14 protein-coding genes and 1 pseudogene are annotated in these 17,694 nt (G+C 61.3%); 14 read left to right on the top strand and 1 reads right to left on the bottom strand.

The features are described 5' to 3' along the window. The first annotated feature begins 4 nt into the window (after nucleotides 1–4). The 11 genes and pseudogenes from K9U15_RS10095 (at nucleotide 5) to K9U15_RS10050 (ending at nucleotide 12,819) form a co-directional block, all read left to right on the top strand. The gene (locus K9U15_RS10095; RefSeq protein WP_301156027.1) at nucleotides 5–346 is read left to right on the top strand and encodes a 4Fe-4S dicluster domain-containing protein; all 342 of its coding nucleotides are present in this window, start codon (nucleotides 5–7) and stop codon (nucleotides 344–346) included. A gap of 97 nt (nucleotides 347–443) precedes the next feature. Then, entirely contained in the window at nucleotides 444–1,709 is a 1,266-nt protein-coding gene (locus tag K9U15_RS10090; RefSeq protein ID WP_301156025.1) for a nitrate/nitrite transporter, read from the top strand. Between the two features lie 110 nt (nucleotides 1,710–1,819). Continuing rightward, nucleotides 1,820–2,434: pseudogene (locus K9U15_RS14540) on the top strand (MFS transporter); the annotation flags it as partial. After that, on the top strand, nucleotides 2,385–3,023 hold the full coding sequence (locus K9U15_RS10085) for an MFS transporter (RefSeq protein ID WP_367316882.1): 639 nt from the start codon (nucleotides 2,385–2,387) through the stop codon (nucleotides 3,021–3,023). The pseudogene K9U15_RS14540 and the gene K9U15_RS10085, both read left to right, overlap by 50 nt. 54 nt (nucleotides 3,024–3,077) lie before the next feature. Continuing rightward, nucleotides 3,078–5,639 (top strand): molybdopterin-dependent oxidoreductase, encoded by a 2,562-nt coding sequence (locus K9U15_RS10080; RefSeq protein ID WP_301156021.1) that lies wholly within the window; start codon nucleotides 3,078–3,080, stop codon nucleotides 5,637–5,639. 709 nt (nucleotides 5,640–6,348) lie between these two features. Next, a complete protein-coding gene (locus K9U15_RS10075; RefSeq protein WP_301156020.1) occupies nucleotides 6,349–7,149 on the top strand; it encodes a hypothetical protein in 801 nt (266 codons plus the stop codon). A gap of 426 nt (nucleotides 7,150–7,575) precedes the next feature. After that, nucleotides 7,576–7,995, top strand: coding sequence for a hypothetical protein (locus K9U15_RS10070; protein ID WP_301156018.1), 420 nt, complete (start codon nucleotides 7,576–7,578; stop codon nucleotides 7,993–7,995). A gap of 235 nt (nucleotides 7,996–8,230) precedes the next feature. Continuing rightward, on the top strand, nucleotides 8,231–8,923 hold the full coding sequence (locus K9U15_RS10065; protein ID WP_301156016.1) for a hypothetical protein: 693 nt from the start codon (nucleotides 8,231–8,233) through the stop codon (nucleotides 8,921–8,923). Between the two features lie 347 nt (nucleotides 8,924–9,270). After that, nucleotides 9,271–10,908 (top strand): helix-turn-helix transcriptional regulator, encoded by a 1,638-nt coding sequence (locus tag K9U15_RS10060; protein ID WP_301156014.1) that lies wholly within the window; start codon nucleotides 9,271–9,273, stop codon nucleotides 10,906–10,908. Nucleotides 10,909–11,043: 135 nt separating this feature from the next. Further along, the gene (locus K9U15_RS10055) at nucleotides 11,044–12,255 is read left to right on the top strand and encodes an MFS transporter (protein WP_301156013.1); all 1,212 of its coding nucleotides are present in this window, start codon (nucleotides 11,044–11,046) and stop codon (nucleotides 12,253–12,255) included. Nucleotides 12,256–12,465: 210 nt separating this feature from the next. Next, complete coding sequence (locus K9U15_RS10050; protein WP_227155291.1) at nucleotides 12,466–12,819, top strand: oxidoreductase; 354 nt, start codon at nucleotides 12,466–12,468, stop codon at nucleotides 12,817–12,819. A 14-nt stretch (nucleotides 12,820–12,833) separates the two neighbouring features. On the opposite strand, the gene K9U15_RS10045 is transcribed toward K9U15_RS10050, so the two are convergent. Further along, entirely contained in the window at nucleotides 12,834–13,490 is a 657-nt protein-coding gene (locus K9U15_RS10045; protein WP_227155290.1) for a TetR/AcrR family transcriptional regulator, read from the bottom strand. 187 nt (nucleotides 13,491–13,677) lie between these two features. On the opposite strand from K9U15_RS10045, the gene K9U15_RS10040 reads away from it, so the two are divergent. The 3 genes from K9U15_RS10040 to K9U15_RS10030 all read left to right on the top strand — a co-directional run bounded on the left by K9U15_RS10040 (nucleotide 13,678) and on the right by K9U15_RS10030 (nucleotide 17,645). Further along, nucleotides 13,678–15,966 carry a molybdopterin-dependent oxidoreductase gene (locus K9U15_RS10040; protein WP_301156010.1) on the top strand — a complete coding sequence of 763 codons (2,289 nt, stop codon included), beginning with the start codon at nucleotides 13,678–13,680 and terminating at the stop codon, nucleotides 15,964–15,966. Nucleotides 15,967–15,977: 11 nt separating this feature from the next. Further along, entirely contained in the window at nucleotides 15,978–16,316 is a 339-nt protein-coding gene (locus tag K9U15_RS10035) for a 4Fe-4S dicluster domain-containing protein (RefSeq protein WP_227155288.1), read from the top strand. A gap of 105 nt (nucleotides 16,317–16,421) precedes the next feature. Further along, nucleotides 16,422–17,645 carry an MFS transporter gene (locus K9U15_RS10030; protein WP_301156009.1) on the top strand — a complete coding sequence of 408 codons (1,224 nt, stop codon included), beginning with the start codon at nucleotides 16,422–16,424 and terminating at the stop codon, nucleotides 17,643–17,645. Nucleotides 17,646–17,694: the final 49 nt, after the last annotated feature.

Genomic DNA, 17,694 nt, shown 5'->3' with positions numbered 1-17,694 from the left:
TATCATGACCAAGGCGATTCTGATCAACTACGAGTATTGTACCGGCTGCCATTCGTGCGAGGTGGCCTGTAAGAAGGAGCTCGGGCTGCCCAAGGGCGAGTTCGGCATCAAGCTCACCGAGACCGGGCCCTACGCCTACGAGGGCAAGAAAGGTCCTGATCGTTGGGAGTGGACCTGGCTCCCCGTGCTCACCAAGGCCTGCGATATGTGCGCCTCTCGCACGGAAGCCGGGAAGATGCCCATGTGCGTGCAGCACTGCCAGGCATGGTGCATGTACTACGGCGAGGCGGAGGATCTGGTGAAGAAGATGGACGGCGAGACGCGCTGGGCGCTCTACACGAAGTAGCGGGTCGAGTCCGGCCGGCCCTCCCGTCCTCGGACGGGAGGTGCCGTGCCGGGCTTTCCAAAATAGGGGAATGTCAAGCTTTAAGGAGGATATCGTTATGTCTACCGATATAGATGCGCGCAGCAAGAAAAGGGCCATGCTCGTGTTCGTGGGTTGCTGCGTCATGCAGGCGTGCGGCTTGGGGACCGTGCTCAACTCGTCGTCTGCGTTCTTCGCCATCGTACCCGCTGCCGTAGGCGTGGATATGGGCGTGTTCGCCATGTGGATCACCTGCTACGGCATCGCCGCGTTGTTCGGCACGTTCTTCGCGGGGATACTCATCCCCAAGTTCGGGGCGAAGACAGTCATCTCCTTCGACGTCGTCGTCACCGCCCTGTGCGTCGTCGCGTTCACGTTCGCCGACGCTAGCTGGACATGGCAGTTCATGGCCATAGGCGCGGTCATGGGCTTGACGGGCGGCATGTACTTCCTGTATGCCACGCCGCTGCTCATGGGAGCCTGGTTCGGCAAGAAGGTGCTCGGTCGCTACCTGGGCATTGCGCAGCTGATGTCCGGCGTCGGTGGAGCCCTTTTCCCGCTCGTGTTCACGTCGCTGTCCACCGTTATGGGATGGCAGAGCGCCTACTACCTGAACGCCATCCTGCTGCTGTGCATCCTCTTCTTCTCGCTCACGGTGTTCTGCGAGGATCCGGCGAAGATCGGGCTGCATGCGTTCGGCGCCGAGGAGGACGAGATGGGCGAGTCCAAGAGCCTGCCGGGCGTGCCCTTGAAGTTCGCGCTGCCGACGCTTGCCTTTGTCTTGCTGTTCCTGGGCTGCATGCTGTCGGCCTTCCCGGGTAGCTTCAACTCCTTCGTGCAGGCAAACGCCGTGGAGGTACTCGGTCCGGAGGCTCTCATCTTCTCATCGACGTTGATGATCGCCTTGCAGGTTGGCTACATTATCGCCTCGCTCGTGGGCGGCATCCTGGTTGACAAGATCGGCGTGCGCTGGCTCACGGTCATCCTGTACGCCATCCTGATCGTCTGCTACGTGAGCTTCTCCATGGCCTCTACCGAGCTCGCCCTTATGGTCACGGCGTTCTTCTTCGGCATGAACAACGCCATCGTTACCATCTCGGTGCCGATGCTGGCGCGCGAGCACTTTGGCATGAAGGCCTACGATAAGATCTTGTCCTACTGCATGATGGGCGTGGGGCTGTGCGGGTCCATGGGCGCTCCGGTCATCGGCATCATCTTCGACATGACGAAAACCTATAGCGGCTCGTTCCTAGTCGGCGCGGTAATCGCAGTCGTTGCCATCGCCATCATCCTGCTGTCGTTCGTCCCTGCCAAGAAGGTCAGGGAGGCGCACTGGGAGGCGTGACGGACAATCGATTCTGCGGCCTTCCTGCCAATCTAGGCGGGAAGGCCGCCTTCTAGGAGGTGTTTTCCGTGTCGGAAAAATCGCAGGGCGTCCATTACGCATGGTGGGTGATGATCGGGTGCTTCTTTCTTCAGGCGGGAGCGTTGGGGGCCATCATGAACGCAGGCGGGATTTTCATCGTGCCCGTTTGCAACGAGCTGGGGTTCGACCGTGGCGCGCTCGCGCTGTACCTCACGTTCTACTTCATTGCCACGACGGCCACGTATCCGCTGGTTGCGAAATACCTTCCGAAATGGGATTTTCGCGTGTTTCTGACAACGTGCTTTCTGGTGTTGGCGGCCACCGAGGCTGCGATGGGACTCATGAGCGAGCTTTGGCAGTGGTATGCGGCAGGCGTCGTCCTCGGCGTCGCAGGCGCGCTCGTATTCGTTGTGGCCTCGACGGTTCTCATCGAGAACTGGTTCGTGGCCAAGCGCGGCACCGCGCTTGGCATTGCCATGTGCGGGTCGGGTATCGGCGGGTTCTTCTTCCCGATATTCGGCAACTACCTGATCGAGACCGTGGGTTGGCGCATGGCCTATCCCAGCATCGCGTTGGCCATGTGCGTCATCGTCCTCCCGTTCACGTTATTCGTGTTCCGCCTCCACCCCTCCGACATGGGCCTGCGGCCCTACGGTGCGGAACAGGGCGAGGCGATGGCCGAGACCCGGGCATCAGCGAAGGGCATGCCCGCCAGGAAGGCTATCGTCACGCTGGCCTTCGTCTGCGTGTTCCTATTATGCGGGCATCGAGGCTCTGTTCAGCGGGTACAACAACCACCTGCCGGGGTTCGCCGAGTCCATTGGGTACTCGGCTGCGTTCGGCGCCGGCATACTGTCGTTGGCCCAGCTCGGCTACAGCGTGGCCACGCTGGTCATGGGGTGGGTTACCGACAAGATAGGCGTTGCCGCCTCCACGTACATCACCTTGGGGGTGACGGCTGCCTCGCTGCTCGGCTTCTCGTTCTTGCAGGCCGAGGTGCCGCTCATGGTGTGCGCTTTCGTGTTCGGCATGAACTCGGTCATCATCACCATCTCGGTTCCGACGCTCATATCGGAGTTGTTCGGGAAAAAGTACTTCGCGCAAATACTGTCGTACTCGCGCATGTCAGGAATCATCGGCTGCTTCGGAGCTGCCGCAGTGGGGGCCTGCTTCGACCTCACGTGCAGCTACATCGGCTCGTTCTTCGCGGGGATTGCCATTTTGGCCGCGTGCGCGGTGCTGGTGGGTATAGCCCTCACCCAAAAGAAGAAGCTGCGGGCGCAGTGGGAGTAACGGGCGCGCCTCGAAGCTTCGATTGCGATGCGGCTACAAGGAAAGGAGATAACGTTGGCTGATTACCAGGAATTTCTCGATGGTGTCGATCGCGCTGCCTATCATGAGGGGGAATGGCGCTGGGAGGAGGACGGCTACACCGTCACGCGCACGTACCACTACTCGCCTCCGGGTTGCCACACCTCGTGCGGGATTCTGCTGTACGTAAAGGATGGCAAAGTGGAGCGTGTGGAGGGCGACCCACTGGATCCGTGCACGAACGGCAAGCTCTGCATCAAGTGCCTGACGCTCGACGAGTCCCTGAACCATCCCGACCGTCTGAAGTACCCCATGAGGCGCGCCGGAGAGCGCGGCGAGAACAAGTGGGAGCGTATCTCGTGGGACGAGGCCTACGACGAGATCGAGGAGCGGGTGAGGGGCATTTGGGAGACGGACGGCGGCAACGCCATCATCTGCGTGCACGGAACCGGGCGCAACATCAACTGGCAGGTGCCGTTCTTCGGCCAAGCGGGCCTGAAGACGCCGAACATCTCGACGTTCGGGTTCACCGGATTCTCCTGCTACATGCCGCGCATCTGCGGCAGCATCGCGCCTTTCGGCGACTTCCCCATCGTGGACGCGTCCGAGACGCATGCGGACCGCTACGGCAACGCCGAGTGGATGCCGCCGGAGGTGCTGGTGGTGTGGGGGAACGAGCCGCTCGCGTCGAACGCCGACGGCTACGTGGGCCACTGGCTGGTGCAGTGCGTGCAGATGGGGACGAAGATCGTCTCCATCGACCCAAGGCTGACGTGGTGGGGCGTGCGCGCCGAGCACTGGTTGCAGATACGTCCCGGAACCGATGCCGCGCTTGCCTGCGCTTGGCTGAACGTCATCATCGGGGAGGAGCTGTACGACAAGGAGTATGTCGATGCCTGGTGTTCCGGCTTCGACGAGCTTGCCGAGTCGGTGCGCGAGACGACGCCCGAATGGGCGGCGGCGATATGCGATTTGGATCCCGGTGACATCCGTGACTCGGCGCGTTTGTACGCGCGGGCCGAGCCGGGCGCCATCCAATGGGGCCTCGCGTTCGACCAGCAAGTTTCGGCAATGGCCTTGTGCCTTGCAGGCTGCGATCTCATGGCCTTGTGCGGCAACGTGGACGTTCCGGGCGGCAACATCCTCGTGCACAACGCGTTCGAGATCAACGCGGGCTACGCATCGGGCGAGCACCTCACGCCACCCGAATGGCGCGCCAAGAAGCTCAACAACAATTTCGCCCTGTCCATCGAAGGCGGCGACTTCGTGGCCCATGCGAGCTCGGACGGGCTGCTCCAGGCCATCGAGGACGGGTTCCCGTATCCCATCAAGATGATGTGGATACAGTCGTCCAACACGCTGTCGTGTCCGAGCCAGGATGCTCCTCGCGTCATGAAGGCGATGCAGAGCATACCGTTTATCGTGAACGCCGATCCCTACCTTACGCCGACGTCGGTGGCTCTGGCCGACATCGTCTTGCCGGTTGCCATGAGCGCCGAGCGCAATTCGGCGCGTACGTGGTGGTCGCCTTGCCGTGCCATGGTTAAGGTGGTTGATTTTTACGAGGCGAAGTCGGACGAGCAGATCATTCTCGATTTGGGCAAGCGCCTGAACCCCGAGGTGTTCGGCCAGTGGGAGACCGATATCGATTGGCTCAACTGGTATCTGCACGACGGCACCGGCTCCTTCTCCGCGACGACGGAGGCTACCGACCAAGGCGGTGCCAAGAACACAGGCAAGACGCTGTTCACGGCCTCGTGGGAAGAGCTCGTGCGCGATCCTTCCATGGTGGGGCATGCTTACGACGAGTTCAACGCGACGTACCGCAAGGCCGAGAAGGGCATGTTCCGCGAAGACGGCTCGGTGGGCTACGGAACGCCGTCGGGTCGCTTGGAGCTCGCGCCCCTTCTGTATCGGTACTGGGGCCTGGATACCACGCCGTTCCATACCGAGCCACCGGAGGGCCCTTTGTCCACGCCAGAGCTCATGGACGAGTACCCGCTGATCTTGACCTGCGGCGGCAGATCGTTCGAGTTCTTCCACAGCGAGCATCGGCAGCTGCCCACCATGCGCGAGCTGCATCCCCAGCCGCGGGTGCTCATCAACCCGGCCACAGCCGAAAGGTACGGCATACAAGACGGTCAGTGGGTATGGATAGAGAACGACCATGGCCGCTTCAAGCAGCAGGCGAAGGTATCGCTGGTGGTCAACGAGAAAACGGTCCATGCCGAGCACGGCTGGTGGTTCCCCGAGTCCGATCCGTCCGCTCCCTATCTTTTCGGCACGTTCGAGTCCAACCCGAACAACTGCACGCGGGCGTTCGTGACGGGCCAGGGTGGCGTGGGGTCGCCTATCAAGGGAATGATCTGCAAGGTGTACCCGGTGAGGGAGGGCGATACGATGCCCTACGAGCAGATTGCCGCGACGGGGAACTTTCCCTGGTACCGGAAGGTCGAGTCCCCGCGTCAAGGGGAAATCGAGCGCTTCCGCGGGGCGCGGGAGGCGGGCATGGACTACGACGTCATGACCAACCAGCTGGTAGATCCTGCAACGGGCGAGCGCACCGATTTGAAAACCGGCGAGTCGGTCGATGGGTAGCGGTGCGATCCCGTTTCGGGTCATGGTCTGCCGTCCGAGGGCATCGGCGTCGCGACGGCACGGCTTCTCCGACGGCATATCCGCCTGGCCGCCATGCAATTTAAACCCGAGGGGTTTACGCGTGCGGCACCCATCGCCAAGGTTCGACCGCTCCGGATAATAGGCAGCGGAACGACACGCGGGTACCTTTGAGCTAAGGGGCGTCCCGGGTCTGTGCATGCAAGGACCCGGGTTGTGTTCCGAACGTGCGGCAGGCCCGGAGCTCACGTGCGTCCACCGCTGCCTGGTCAATGCCTTGAGCTGCGCATTGTGGCACATTTGTTGCAGGAGATCAGGTACAAGCCCAAACAGGCGCTGTTCATATCGCAGATCAAACCGCTCGCTGCTGAGGGGCTTTTTGAGCTGCGCAACAGCGCTTGGGCAAGACGCATTGTGCCGCAACTGTAACTACATAGTTTTTGGTACACCGAAAGGTCCAGGGTGGGGCCAAGATACATTAATAATAAATTCTTGCTTCCGAAAAATTGAGCGCCGGTAACATGCCGGCGTTCTGCTTATGTCGTGCAAGGTAGCAGCCAATACTGCATGGAGAATTGAAATGGCAAACACATTAAAGGCCAGAGCTTTATAGCTATGCAATGTGCGCAGGCGATGTTGCGGAACACAGTACAATATCGCCAGGTATGCTGAAAAGAGAAGTGAGAAGGAAATGGATCTCAACCGTTGTTTACAGGTACGAAGGAATGCAATTCAAAGCTATGCAAGAAGTCGTAACAAATCAGAGAACCCTTATGCTATGACTCCGATAGCCACAGCCATCATTATTACTGTCCTTTTCCTGGCAGTTCTAGAATTTGGTCTGATGTTCGCCTATGGTTTGGGTTGGAGTTGCGACGGGTTTCTTTGGATATATACTGCCATCTTGTTCGTAATGGTTATTTTGCTCGGGGTTTTTACAAAAATGAATCGGGTACGCGAGAATAAGCTCGAAAATGCAATTCAAGATGATAAACAAAAACGGCTAGAAGAGGTGCAGAAGAGTTTTATCGATTGTGGCTTGTTTAATAGGGAAAGCTTAGAGTTGCTTCGAGATGAGGCCGAACAGCGTATCAAAGAGAAGCAGCATTCGGCAGAAAGAACTTTAGAACATGTGTGGTCAATGGCGATTACGGGTGTTTTTGGGAGTGTTGTTAGTTTAGTCATTGGCTTAGTAAGGAACCCTGAAGACGTTAATCTTGCATTCATCGTGATTTTCGCTGCGGCAGTATTCGTCCTTCTTCTAGTCTTTGCTTGGTCTGCTTTACAAGGAGTAATAGAAGAACGCAGCAAGATTTCTTTATCAGAGCTTCGAGGATTCAGGGATGATGTGACAAGCATACTCCTGGAGGGTTGCATGGTAAAATCGGAAGAGCCAATGAAGCTGGATCGATCTAGCTGCAAATTATATTCAAAAGACTTTACCGTTTTTCAAAAATTGCTCTGCCGAGAATACGAAGATGACGGCCGATGAAAGCTCAGTTTGTTCAACCTATTTTTGAACGGTGAAACGACATCCTGTGGTTAATGATGGGTTGTTTAGTTATGGGTCACTATCTTTCTTATTCATTAGTCGACTGGCTCGCATCTTGGGTAGCTCCACGAACTCCGCCAGATTGATGGACTTCTGTTGGAAGTGCATGCTGTTGAGATATGCGCCTTGCCCGTTCGGCTCGAGATGATAAACGTTTCTACGATTTATTAGGCGTGGCGGCTGTGCATCAGCATGCTGAATGTCTCCTACTGGCGGGTGGTCAGTTAATATAGCTCGATCACGCGATCGATCTTTCGATACCTGAGCGCCGGTTTGTCCTTGCTCTTTGACAGGCTCTTGCTCGATTCCGCCAGATAGGCGAATGACTCGCTCGTCGAATGGCTGTCTCGGAACACGAAATTACTAATGATCGTGGCCGACCACCTCATGGCCAACTTCGATCGGCACACCCATAACTTCGGCTTGATCCGCAACGTAGAGGCACTCGACGGCTACCGCGCGCCGCCGCTGTTCGACCATGGCTGCGGCTTCTATAGCCGCGCGACCGTCGAAGAACTGCTCGTGGGGCGCTATCTTTGGGAATCGCACCCGTTTCGTCGCTATCCGTCCCAGCAGCTTGCCCTCGTGGAGGATATGGGCTGGTACGACCCGCAACGGCTCGACGGATTCCTTGACGAAGTGGTCGAGGTGCTGGCCGAGAACCCGGGTGCGGACGGTCGCTTCGTCGAGGCAGTGCGGGGCCAGACGGCTAAGCAGATAGAGACGGTGAACGACCTGGCTGCCGAGCGGTGCGCAGTGTTCGGCGGGTTCGGGCAGGTGCCGTAGCAGGCAGGTGGCGCCTGTGCTGCTCGCCCAGAGCTCTACCGGCCGCCCCAGCCAGCCCGGCGCAGCCGATCTCATACGCAGCGGCATACCCCTTCTGGTATGAGTTGCGGCCTTCATACTCGCCTTGGGTCGGTGGCCTTGCTACTATGAATGGCGGTACATTGCAGCGGAGCGCGTCCCGGCGGCGCGGCTTCGCGGCCGGTCAGGCCAAGAAGGCGAAAGGGGAGCCATCATCATGAGAATGCCACTGGACGAGTTCGTCAAGACCGACGGCAACCGCGAGGCGTTCGAGCGCATCGCGAACATCACCCAGCCGCACGACAATCCCGAGAAGATATTTCTCGTGGGCCCGAAGGAGTCTGGCAAGACGACGCTCGTGCGCGGGCGCCAGCTGGACAAGGACCTGCTGTCCACGAAGAAGGTGCTTTACCGCCCTTGCTCGGAGCTGCCCGAGGCCATGCGCGCCGAGGTCTACGACGGCTACTTCGAGGATCTGGGCACCTACGAGGTGCTGTTCCTGGACGATTTCGAGGGCTTCTTCGACGATCCCGAGATGGGGCCTATGATGTGCAAGCTGCTGCTGGGCGAGCGCCTGAAGCGGCGCCTGGACACCGTCATCACCTCCACCAAGCCGCTGTCCGAGTACGACCTGTCTGATTTCGGCGGCATGCTGGGCGACTTCGAGGAAGTGACCATGGAGGCCCTCGACGACGCCGGCCTCGAGGAGTACGTGCGCGGCCTCGCGGAGGACTACACCGAGGAGGGGAAGAGCCCCGTGCTCGCCCCGGAGGCCATCGCTTACATCGCGCACGACCTGGGCCAGACGCCCACGATGATCCGCAAGGCCACGCACTTCCTCATGACGCAGTACGAGGGCGAGCCGGGCGCCGAGCTCTCCCGCGCCTTCGTGGAGCAGGCGCTGGCGTAGCGCAGACCGCCGCCAGCGCGCACGCAACGGGGCCCGCCGCGAAAGCAGCGGGCCCCGTTGCGTGGAAGGGCCGGTGGAGGGCGGAGGCGTGTTGAACCGCGGCTTTCTTCCCCGTACTGCGCAGTTCGCGTCCCGAACCTGACTTGATCGCGCAGAGGATGGTGCGCTACGATGCTTTGCCGCCGCCGTTCCGGTCTCTGCGAGAATCGCTTCCAGGCTCTTGTGAAAGTCACGAAAAGCCGGTGCCAAATTGCCGAAAACGACGGAAGAGGCGCTGGAATCGGTCATCGAGCCCTATGCTACACTGGCCGTGCCGTAGGCGAAGTCGGCCAGGGGGGAAGACTTTCATGCATCATGAGCAAGCCGGACAATCCGATATTTCCATCGATATGAGGTTCCTTCAACGGGACGACGAGCATGAGGCATCGAGGGAGTTCACGCTGAGGATACCGCTGCTCTGCGTGCTCGGGCTCGCGTTTTACTTCGGTTGGATATTCTGCCTGTTCTGGAGCCCGGTTCTGCTTCCATCCGCTGCGGTCGGCGATTTCGAGGCCCATGCGATCCGCACGGTGATGACGGTCGCCATGTTCGTCGCCTACGTGGCGTTCGGGTTGTTCGCGCGGTTCTTTGCGTCACGGAGAGGCGAGCTGCTGCTGCGCTTGACGTCGCTTCTGTGCTGCCCTTTCGGCTGCGCCGTTGCGGTTCTGCCGCCTGTAGGCGACCTCGCGTTGCCCGCCCTGCTTTGGTGCGCCAGCGGCGTGGGCAGCTCGGCCCTGCTGCTCGTCTGGTCGAAAAAGCTCGTCATCCTCAATCGCAAGCAGATCATCTTCTCGGCTTCGGGCGCGTTTCTCGGAGGGTCGCTCCTGCTCCTCACGATGTCGTTCTTGCCGACGGGCGTGGCTGTCCTGCTCGTGTCGTCGCTGCCGGTCGTGTCGGTGCTGCTCGCGTGGCTTGTCCTGTCGCCTTCCGTCACCTTCGCGCCACTCGACGAGGACGGTCCGGGTTTCACTCTGTCGGGGAGAGAGGATCCCGTCGCCTGCGCGGGCCTTGACGAAGCGCCTCCTGAGCCGAGCGGCCCGGCTGACGGAAATGAAGCGGACGGGACCGATCGATTCTCCTTCATGCGCACGGTCTTGTTGGCGTTCGCCTACAGCGTGGGCATTGGCTTCGTGGGATCGAGCGCTACCGTGCATGCTTACTATCCCTATGCAGTGTACGTCATAGCCGCCGCCAACGCGCTTGCCGCGGTTTTCACGGTGCTCTTCCTGGTGCGCAAATCGAGGGATATCGCGCTTATCCTGACCGAGGTGTTCCTCCCCATCATGCTCGTCTGCATCTTCGTGTTCTCGTTCGCAAGCTATGCCGGCCAGCTAGCGTGCCTCTTCGCCATGTTCGCGCTCTTGGCGTGCCACGATATCGTGGACATCGCCAGCGTCTCGAAGAGCTTCCGGTTGTTCGACGAGAACTACGTGAAGACGTTTGCGGTCGGGCGAACGTTGAACGGCTTGGGCTGTACGCTCGGCTGGATCGTGGGCATGGTTATGTGCTTCGCCTTTCCGGGTGATCCGCTCGGGCGCATGTTCATCTGCTTCGCCTTGGTGGTTCTCCTGGTGGTTGCGACGAGCTTCGCCGTGTTCCATCCCGGCCCTCTTTCCTACGTGAGGGAAGTAAGGCTCGAGGCGGAGCGGTCGGCACGCATCATCGCCCTCGAGGCGGGGGCGGGAAGGGCGCTCGAGCTGAGCGCGAGGATCGTCGCCGGCCGATACGGTTTGACGCCGCGCCAGGCGGAGGTTCTGTACTGCCTGGCGCAGGGGCGCAACGCCAGTTATATTGCCGAGAAGTTCACCATATCGGCCCACACCGCCAAGAGCCATATCTACAACATCTACAACAAGCTGGGCGTCCACTCCCAGCAGGAACTGCTGGACATCGTGGAGTCCGAGGGCGCGCCGGAAGGTCCGCAAACTGTCCTTGACGTGCACTGACTACGCTTAGTACTCAGAGTCTGATTTCCCTGCGTCAGGTTTTGCGTGCCTTGGCCGGTCGTTTCGACGGCACTAACGTGCCTCACGTGGGATGCGGGGAACGAGGGGCCCGCATCAGGGACATAAGGGGGGCGCATGGATTCGAAAACACAACATCGGTCGAAGCTCGGCACGAAGGCGACGCTCTTGCTGTGCGCTTGCGACAGCAACGCGCTCGGCTCGGAGATGACGCCTATCCTGGCGGTCATCGCGCTTGCTTTTCCTGGCGAGAACGTGAACTTGCTGGTAGCGCTGCCGCCCCTGTGCATCATCCCGGCCTCGCTCATTGCCGCCAAGCTGTCGTACCATATCAGCCGAAAGACCATCCTCACCATCGGCCAGATATTGTTCATCATCGGCGGTATAGGCGGCGCCTTCGCTCCCAACTTCGAGTTCCTGCTGGCCACACGCGTGTTCTTCGGGTTAGGCTGCGGCTTGGTGTATCCCATCGTGCCCACGCTCATATCGCATTTCTTCGCGGGCCAGGAACGCGTCGGCATGATGGGCGCTGCGAATGCTGTGGGGTCGGTCATCGCCATGGTGTTCTCTACGCTGTCGGGCACGCTCGCGGTCATCGGATGGCATGTACCGTTCTTCGTGAACATCTTCTTCGTCTTCGTTCTCATCATGCAGCTGGTGTTCCTGCCCAAAGTGCCGCCCGAGAAGGATCTGGAGTTCTCCCGCAAGGCGAACGAGCTCTCTCCGCAGCAGAAGAAGATCGGTGCCCGTGCATGGGCGGGCATCCTTCTCATGTTCGTGTCGATGACGATAGGCATGGTGTACCTTCTGAAGATGGCCATCTTCATCCAGGAGGCGGGTATCGGCGACTCGGTCATGGCGGGCTTGGCCTCGTCGTCGACCACGCTCACGGCCCTCGTCGTCTCGTTGGCTTTCGCCCAACTGTTCAAGCATCTGCGACGTTCCACCGTGCTGGTTCCCATGGCGGCGATCGCGCTGTCGTTCACCTTGCTCGCCTTCGCCGCATCGCCCGTTGGCGTGTTCGCCGGCGCCATCGTCTACGGCGTGTACCTTGGGACCATCATCCCGTATCTGCAGACCGCCCTCTCGGGGCTCGTGCACCCGTATCGTCGGACCTATGCGCTGTCGCTGCTGTCCATGGCCATGTTCGCCGGGCAGGCGTGCTCGTCGGTTTACGTATCTCTTGTCGAGGGCATAGCGGGCGGCAGCACTGCTGCGCTGTTCGAGCTGATGGCGGCCATGTTCGCCGTGCTGTTCGTCATCGTCCTCGTTTACCTAGTCGCCACGCGCCGGCAGGCGGCGTACCCTTATGGCGACGTGACGGAGTAGGCCATGTGCTGTCCGTGCATCCATTGCGGCAAGTGCGCCGATCGCATGGGACGCTGTGTGGCCTGCCGTGAGAAGCTGCCCGAGCCTTTTGCGCGGCGCTGCCCGTTATGCGGTGCCGAGCAACCGCCGCCGCCGGGAACGAGGCTGCCTGCCGGGGACGTGCGGAAGAAGTGAGGGCGCGGGGACGCTGCGATGCAAGGGGGTTGCACGATGGGCGTGGAGAAGGCTCTTCTGATCGATTACGAATACTGCCTCGGCTGTTCAGAATGCGAGACGGCGTGCCTTGCGGCCCATGGGCGCGGTCCCGAGGCACTGGGGATCAAGGTGACGAAACTGGGCCCGTGGAAGACGCGTGACGGCTCATGGCAGTACGACTTCGTGCCCATACCCACCGATTGGTGCGACCTGTGCGAGGAGCGCACGGATCGGGGAAGCCGTCCGGCCTGCGCGCGCCGTTGCCGGTACGGTGCCATCACGTACGGCACGGTGGACGAGCTGGCCGCCTTGTTCAAGGGCAAGTCGAAGATGCTGCTGTTCTCGCCGAAGAGCTCTGATAGGCGCTAGCGACGCTTGCTTGGCTACCTGTTCGGCTCCAAGGAGCCGAACAGGTGCTTGTCGATGTTCAGCAGGGGCGCGTTCCTTGCGGGCACCGAGAGCAGCGATCGGTGCAGGGAGCCCCATACGGCATCGATGTGCGTGCGGTAGAACGCGCGCAGGTCTTTCTCGTCGAACGTCCCCTTCTTCCTGAAGCGGTAGAGGTCGTTGCAATGGCGGTAGAGCCCCATGACGATGGAGGCGCACAAGGCCACCATCTCGTTGGGTTCCATACCCTCCTTCAGCTGCTCCTGTTTGAAGAGATTGCAGTAGATGGATTCGCTTGCAAGAATGTTCTCCAGCTCGAACCGCGCGAACATGCCGCTTTCGTCGCGTGCGGAATGCAGGATGTAGCTGACGTCGAACAGCCCGAACATCAACTTGAAATCCTGCACCATGGTTTCGATCACCTTGTCCTCCAAGGGCATGTCGAGAGGGAGCTTGCCGGAGAAGGCTTTCAAGGCCAGGATGTTCTCCTTCCCGAACTTCCGGAGGATGGACTCCTTGGTGGGGAAGTACTTGTAGAGCGTGCGCGTGGACACCTCGGCCTCGGCTGCGATGTCGTTCAGCGTGGTCTTCTGGTATCCGAGCTCGCAGAACAGCTCGATGGCGGCATCGTAGAGACGCTGCTCCATCGCCATTTTGTTCTCTTTGCGGCTCGGCATGCCCACCCCGTTTCCCCGGACGCTCGTATAGCCCCATTCTATCGGCCCTTGCCGATTCTGCCAAGCGGACCCGCCTGTCGCCGGGAAAGCGTGCCGCGCCGGGCGCGAAAACTTACTTTTTTCTTGCTAGGCTCCAACAGCGGACACGATCAAGGAGGATATCATGCCAACACTGCATTTCAACGAGCACGCCTCGCCGGCGTGCACGGAGCTCGGGGACGGCACGCGGGTGTACCGAACGTGCTCGGCCGGCATCGGTTGCCATAACCTGGGCTGCGGCCTCAAAGTGCACGTGAGGGACGGCAGGCTGGTCAAGGTGGAGGGCGACGAGGAGAACCCCATCAGCAAGGGCCGGCTGTGCGTGCGCTGCCTGACGGCTAAGGAATACTACTACCACAAGGACCGGCTCCTCCATCCGCTCAAGCGTGCCCGCGAGGACCGGGGCCGCGACGTCTGGGAGCGCATAAGCTGGGACGAAGCACTCGAGACCATCGTGGAGGCTTACCGCAGCACCGTCGACGAGCACGGCATCGACGCCGTGAGCGTGTGGTGCGGAACGGGCCGAGAGGCGAGCCAGATACACTTCCAGATGGCCAACGACGTGTTCGGCACAGTCAACGCCGTGCATCCCAACAGCGGCTGGTCGTGCATCGTCCCGCGCATGGCCGCCATGCTCTGGACCATGGGAAGCTCCTATATCGAGGCCGACAACGCCGTCGGGTTCCCCGAGCGCTACGACGACCCTCGCTGGGAATGCCCGAAGTACGTGCTGGTATGGGGCCGCGACCCGCTGCGCTCGAACCCCGACGGCCTGTTCGGCCACTCGCTCGTGGAGATGATGAAGCGCGGCGCGCGTCTCGTGGTGGCCGATCCGCGGGTGAACTGGCTTGCCACGCGCGCCGAGGTGCACTTGCAGCTGCGGCCCGGTACCGATGGCGCCCTTGCGCTGGGGCTTCTGAACGTGGTCATAGGCGAGGACCTCTACGACCACGACTTCGTCGAGCGCTGGTGCTACGGGTTCGAGCAGCTTGCCGACCGGGTGCGCGCGTACCCGGTCGAGCGCGTCGCCGAGATCACGGAGGTGGATGCCGCCGACATCAGGGCGGCGGCCCGCTGCGTGGCCCAGAGCCCCTCGTCGCTTTCCATGGGGCTCGCGGTCGACCAAAACCCCAACACCCTCCAGATAGGCCATGCCCTGCTGTCGCTCTTCGCCATAACCGGCAACATGGACGTGCCCGGCGGCTGCTTCATGGGCCTGCCCCCTATCTTCGCCGGCATGGCCGAGAATGCGCCGGCAGCCGAGGCGGCAGGCGAGCCGGAGGGTCTCGCCAAGTTCGGCAACGTGGGCGTCGAGCCGCTCGGACACGACCGTTATCCGGCCATGAGCGCCATCGTCAACACGACCCATCCCGACGCCACGCTCGACGCGCTGGAGACGGGCGCGCCCTGCAAGATACGCTTCGCCTACGCGTTCGGGCACAACACGCTCGCCTGCATGGTGCCGCAACCCCAGCGGTGGTACGAGGCTATGCGCGATATCGACTTCATCGCCGTCGCGGACCTGTTCATGACCCCTACCATCATGGGACTTGCCGACATCGTGCTTCCGGCGGCCACGTTCTTCGAGAAGCAGGGCTACGTGTCGAACAACAATGCCTCGCAGCCCGGACAGCTGGGCGCCATCGTGCCCGTGCTGGAGCCGATGGGCGAATGCCGTGCCGATCTGGAGATCATGCTCGAGCTGCACCGCCGCCTGTACCCGGCGAGCGAGAAGCCCGGTTGGGCCTCGCCGTCGGACTTCATCGACGGCCAGCTGGCGAAGATGCGCGGCGTGGATGCCACGTACGGCGAGCTCAGCGAGCGGATCATCGGCCAGTACGAGATCGAGTACCGCAAGTACGAGAAGGGGCTGCTGCGCTCGGACGGCCAGCCGGGCTTCAACACGCCCACGGGCCGCATCGAGCTGTACTCGACCGTGCTCGAGAACCTGGGCGACGACCCGCTGCCGTACTATCTCGAGCCAAAGTTCAGCGCCTTATCGCGACCTGACCTCGCGAAAGCCTACCCGCTGACGCTCACGACGGGTGCCCGCCGCTTCACCTCGTTCCACTCCGAGAACCGTCAGATCGAGACGCTGCGCGAGATCCATCCCTGGCCTACCGTGGAACTGCATCCCGAGACCGCGCGAAGGCTCGGCATAACCGAGGGCGCCCGGGTTTACGTGGAGAACCATCTGGGCCGGGCGAAGCTGGTTGCCCATCTCACGCCCATCGTGAAGGAGGGCGTGGTGAGCTGCGACCACGGTTGGTGGCTTCCCGAGTCCGATCCCGAGAACCTGTTCGACGTATTCGAGGTGAACGCCAATCAGCTCGTCCCCCACGAGGAGAACGGCCCGCTCGGCTTCGGAACGCATTACAAGAGCATGCCCTGCAAGGTCTACCGGGCGGAATAAGGAGGCGCGACATGACGCACTACGGTCTTCTGATAGACAACGAGTACTGCACCGGGTGCCATTCCTGCGAGGTGGCGTGCAAGAACGAGCACGACCTGCCGCTGGGGCAGTGGGGAATCAAGGTGCTGGAGCTGGGCCCTTGGAAGCTCATGGACGGCAAGCACTGGGAGTACCGCTACGTTCCCGTGCCCACGTCGTACTGCGACCTGTGCGCCGATCGCGTGGAGGCGGGCGAGCGGCCCAGCTGCGTGCTCCACTGCCTGGCGAGCGCCATGGAGTACGGCACGCTGGAGGAGCTTGCCGCGAAGCTGAGCGACAAGGGCAAGATGGCCTCCATCTTCGTTCCTTGAGCGCCCGTTTCGGATCAGCTTCGCTGGCCGTTCAAAACTTACTTTTTAGTTCTTACACTCGAACTGCACGGTACCGTGCAGGCAGACACATCGAAAGGGGAAACCATGTCTGAGAAAACGAAGATATCGGGCGGCCAGATAGGAGTGTTCGCCGCGCTCATGTGCATGTACTTCATCGCGCCCACGCACAGCGCCGTGAACGTGGCCTCTACGGGCCTCATGAGCACCTACGGGGTCGACGCGAACGCCATCTCCTATATGGTGTCCATCACCAACCTGCTCGAGATCCCGGCGGCGTTCGTCATCGGCCTGGTGGCGGGGCGCAAGCTCAGCTACCGCGCGTGCGCTCTGCTCGCCACGGCCCTCGTGTTCGTGGGCGGTGTGCCCACCTTCCTGGGCGCCGCGCTGCCGTGGGAAGGCATCCTGGTGACGCGCGCGATACTCGGTTTGGGCCTCGGCTGCTTCATGCCGGTCGTGCTCGGCGTGATCTCGCTCATGTTCCAGAAGGAGTCCGTCCGCGCGACCATGATGAGCGTGGCGTCCGTGGTGTTCAACGTCGGCATGATCGTCACCACGAACGTGGCCGGCATCCTGGGCGCCATCTCTTGGAACCTGGCCTGGGGGATCTATCTGTTCTCGCTCGTGCCGTTCGTGCTGTGCATCTTCCTGCTCACGCCGAAGAACGTTCCGGCCGTGCCCGCAACCGACGCGTCGGGCGAGAAGGTGAAGATCAAGCTCCCCGTTTCCGGCTGGGTGCTGCTCGTGCTGTTCCTGGGCGGCATCATCATGAGCCAGTCGCTGTTCAACCTTGGCGGCGCCACCATCGGTGCAGTCGTGGACAACCCTGCCGTGATCGGCACCATCTTCTCGCTGTTCTCGGTCGGTGCCATTGCCTCGGCCCTGCTGTTCGGGCCTGCCTACAAGTTCCTCAAGGCGTATGCCATCCCGGCGTTCTGGGTGGTCGGCATCGTGGGCTATGTGCTGTGGTACGCGGCGCATGTGACGGGCAACGTCCCGCTGTTCTACGTCGCCATCGTCTTGGCAGGCTTCGGCACCAATACCATGACGGTTGGCGTCCCCATGCTGTTGTCCACCTTTGTCGCTCCTGCCATCGTGGGCACGGTCATGGGCTTCAGCTACGTGTTCCAGAACGGCGGCGGCTTCCTGGCCTCTCCCATCGACCAGGTGGTCTCCCTGGTGGCGGGTGCCGACGCCATCATGAGCTCCGTGTGGATCTTCGATATAGCCGTTGGCATCCTGGTGCTCGTAGGCCTCGTCTACGTAGCCAAGAAGGCGAGCGCCATGAAGGCCGGGGAAGAGGCCGTGTAGCTGCCCCAAGAACAAGGAGGCGGTTGTGAAAAAGAAGGCGGGGCATGAG

Source organism: Gordonibacter sp. RACS_AR68 (assembly GCF_030418485.1).
Lineage (GTDB): Bacteria > Actinomycetota > Coriobacteriia > Coriobacteriales > Eggerthellaceae > Gordonibacter > Gordonibacter urolithinfaciens.
This window is presented reverse-complemented; position numbering and strand designations above follow the sequence as displayed.